We start from the raw sequence: 3,580 nt of genomic DNA, 5'->3' as shown, positions 1-3,580 counted from the left end.
CATGGAGCTTATACTTTAATAATATTAAAGTATAAGCTCCATGTTTATGTCAATATATTTTATTCATTAACTTATTATTTAAAATAACTATTGATTGATCTCCCAATTCCTTAAATCTTTTTTCAACTAACTTCTTATCATAGCCAACTACCCCATTACCTTCATAGGGATCATTAAAATAATATTTATCTTTATCATAACCTACAAATACCATACAATGCTCATTACTTATCCACTGAAACTTCTCCCCTGATTCTCGCAGATACCATTCTTCACCTGATTCAGTAGGAAGTAAATTAAGACTTGTCCAAACTAACACAGGTATTTCTTTATTTATATAATTTTCTATAAGTTCATTAAACTCACTTCCTGTGGTATTTTTTACTGAATGCTCTTTTCTTAAAATTTCATTTAATGAATTAACAATTACAGGGGCATAACATCCATAACTATATACACTTCTTGGGTCTCCAACAAAAGCTTCATTAGGATTGGGACCATATAAATCTCCATTAACTTCTTCTAAAAATGAGCTCTCTAAATAATCATCTATAAACTCATCAACAGATATATTATATCCATAATATTTTAGTATCATAGATGTACTTACAACCTCACATCCTGTTGGATATTCTCCTGCTTGACTTATATAGGGTATAGAGATAAACTTGTAGCTTTTATTAGATTGTTCATTAATTTTGTGAGTTTTTAATTCATTATTTAATTTCTTATAACTCAATAGTGATATCTGCTGTGGTGCATAGGAATTTAAAATAGCTGACATATATACTGTTAAAATGCATAGTGTAAAAAATAATACTGTTCTCAGAATTACTGATTTCCCTTTTATTGAATAGTTTTTATCCTTAGCTCTTACTCTTTTTATAATCTTCAATGCATTTTACCTTCTTTCTAAAGTATTTATTTTCTAAATATAGTATACTATGTAAAATAATCAAAACAATTAAACAAATTGTAAATTATATACAATTAAAAGCTTATCCTATGGAATTTAAATCCATAGAATAAGCTTTATCTTAATTATCATATTGTTCCTAAATTAAATATCTTGATATACTTGTACAATCTTCTCCCAAGTTAATGGCCCAACTATACCATCAGAATCCAATTCAAAGCACTTTTGAAAATCTATAACTGCTTGATTTGTTGCCTTTCCAAAAATCCCATCCACATTTATATTTTTTATAGAGGGATACTTATCTGATATAGCGCTTAAGTAGGTTTGTAATTTACTTATGACCTTTCCTCTAGAACCTTGTTCTAATATATATCCTGGATACTCATATCCATCGCCTTCTGGCTTATTACTTCCATTAATTATATCTTTATATACAGAGTATATTTTACCCCAAGTTTGCTTTCCAACTATTCCATCTACATCTAGTCCAAATTTCTTTTGAAATTGTATTACTGAATCTAAGGTACTTATACCAAAAATACTATCTCCATTAATTGGAGGTACTTCTTTATAATATTGAGATATAAAATTTAAGAAATATTGCATTTGAGATACAGCATCACCTGTGGAGCCTTGCTTTAATAAATATCCAGGATACTCTCCTGTACTTTCTAATTTTTCTCCTTCTGACTCTAATTCTGCTAATCTTTTAACTCCTACATAAATTCCTGATATTTTATACCAAGTTGATTTTCCAACTATCCCATCTGCATATAAATTAAATATTCTTTGGAATGCCTTTACAGATGATTCTGTCTCTGATCCAAACACTCCATCTACAGGTTCTATTTTAGGTATTTCTGGATAATTATTAGAAATTCTATTTATTTGTCTTTGAATTGTTTCTACATCACTTCCTGTACTATTAAGATTTAACGGAGTTCCACCATAGGATTCCTCTATACCTCTTATATCATTAGTTTTTGTTAGTTCAATATTATCACCATAGTAATTTTTTAGTATCTCCATAGTTTCATATCCATCCGTAGCAAGTTTTACAGTATCCCATTGTGATAACCCCTTACAAGTTACAGTTGTACCATTACAATATTGTGCCAATAGTGGTTCCATATAACCTTCTCTAGTAATATATTCATTAAATATATCATCTACAATTCTACTAATATTCTCAAAAATATTTCTTCCCTTAATAAAGTACTGATCATAAGCTGTAGAGTTAGTTATGTGAAAGTTATACCCCTTATTTCTATACCACTCCGTATATACCCTATTTAATGCAAAGGAAATTTGACAATATATATTGGCTTTTATAGCATCCTCTGGCCAAGTAGGATATATTTCACTAGATGCCACATTCTTTATATATTCTGGAAATCTTACAGTAACATTTTCTGCATAGGATGATGGTGCACCCAAATGTACTGTTATAAATTCCGGAATATATGGTCTTATCAACACCTTGCTTTGAAAAATTGGCTCTTTCTCCTCTACCTGAACTCTAGGCATTTCCTCTATCAACTGATGTGGTGGAATATAATTATGCTCTAATTCCTCTAAGAATTCTCTTTCCTTAGTAGTAGGTATCATTTCTACTTGTTGTATTGATACTTCATTAGGAAAAACTTGAACCCCTTCTACCACTGCATCCTTATATCCAGGAGCTCTAACATATAAATCATATACTGAATATGGTATTTGCTCAGAATCCTTACTTTTTGATAGTTCAATATCTGGTGTATCTACTTCTAATATTTTCGTTATCCCGCTAGAATCTGTAGTTAATATACGCCCTTTATCAAAATCTACTGAAGTGCTTTTTAAAATAAATATATTTCCGCCTGAAACAGGTACCACCTCTCTTGCAGTAAAAAGTTCTACTTTTATAAAACCTCTTCCCATAATTTTCTCCTAAAAAATATTATCCATAGTTATTATATGGAGAAAAGCTATTTATGTTAGTAAAATTTCAAAATAGAATTATCTTAATTTATCTATCTGTAATCACTTTATGAATTTTCACATCATGTTCATCATAAGGAATATAATCACAAGTAATCTTTTCTCTACATATAACAGCTGTAGTAAAGGTAGCATGTTCTAAGTAGCGATCATAAAATCCTCCTCCATAACCTAGACGGTATCCTTCCATATTACAAGAAACACAAGGTATTATAGCAAAATCTATTTCTTCTGACCTAATTAATGGACATTCATCCTTAGGTTCTAATATCCCATACTTTCCATCCTTTAAAGATTTATAGCCCTTGATTTCATGTACCTCCATAATCCCCTTACCTATACATTTGGGAACTCCAACTCTTTTACCACTTTCTAATGCATTCTCTATGATATTTCTTGTATTAATTTCATCTTCTGTACTTACAAAACAAAATATAATCTTTGCTTCTTTATACTCCTTAAGATTTATTACTTTTTCATAAATTTTCTTATCTGCTTCTAACGTATAATCCTTTGATAATTCAGCAATACGTTTCATAATTTTATTACGAAGTTGCCTTTTTTCTTCTTTTATATTCATTAGTAATCTACTCCTATCCTACGATTAATATCTTTATATATTTTATAATACATTAAATAAAGGAATACTTAAAACAATATTATTGTTTTAAGTATTCCTTT

The 3,580-nt window shown here is 29.2% G+C and carries 3 protein-coding genes; all 3 read right to left on the bottom strand.

Going from position 1 to position 3,580, the window contains the following annotated elements:
* Positions 1-49: 49 nt before the first annotated feature.
* Positions 50-895: a C39 family peptidase gene (locus B2671_RS17505; protein WP_346871569.1), complete on the bottom strand. Its 846-nt coding sequence runs from the start codon at positions 893-895 to the stop codon at positions 50-52.
* A 165-nt stretch (positions 896-1,060) separates the two neighbouring features.
* A complete protein-coding gene (locus tag B2671_RS17500; RefSeq protein ID WP_346871568.1) occupies positions 1,061-2,839 on the bottom strand; it encodes a peptidoglycan-binding protein in 1,779 nt (592 codons plus the stop codon).
* A gap of 88 nt (positions 2,840-2,927) precedes the next feature.
* Positions 2,928-3,479 carry a 5-formyltetrahydrofolate cyclo-ligase gene (locus B2671_RS17495; RefSeq protein ID WP_346871567.1) on the bottom strand — a complete coding sequence of 184 codons (552 nt, stop codon included), beginning with the start codon at positions 3,477-3,479 and terminating at the stop codon, positions 2,928-2,930.
* Between the last annotated feature and the right edge of the window lie 101 nt (positions 3,480-3,580).

This window comes from Clostridium sp. UBA5119, from assembly GCF_002414285.1.
Taxonomy (GTDB): domain Bacteria; phylum Bacillota; class Clostridia; order Clostridiales; family Clostridiaceae; genus Clostridium_J; species Clostridium_J sulfidigenes.
This window is presented reverse-complemented; position numbering and strand designations above follow the sequence as displayed.

What these genes read in the sequence shown, in the direction of transcription:
- B2671_RS17500 (WP_346871568.1), bottom strand. Translation starts at nt 2,839, where the DNA reads ATGGGAAGAGGTTTTATAAAAGTAGAACTTTTTACTGCAAGAGAGGTG.
- B2671_RS17495 (WP_346871567.1), bottom strand. Translation starts at nt 3,479, where the DNA reads ATGAATATAAAAGAAGAAAAAAGGCAACTTCGTAATAAAATTATGAAA.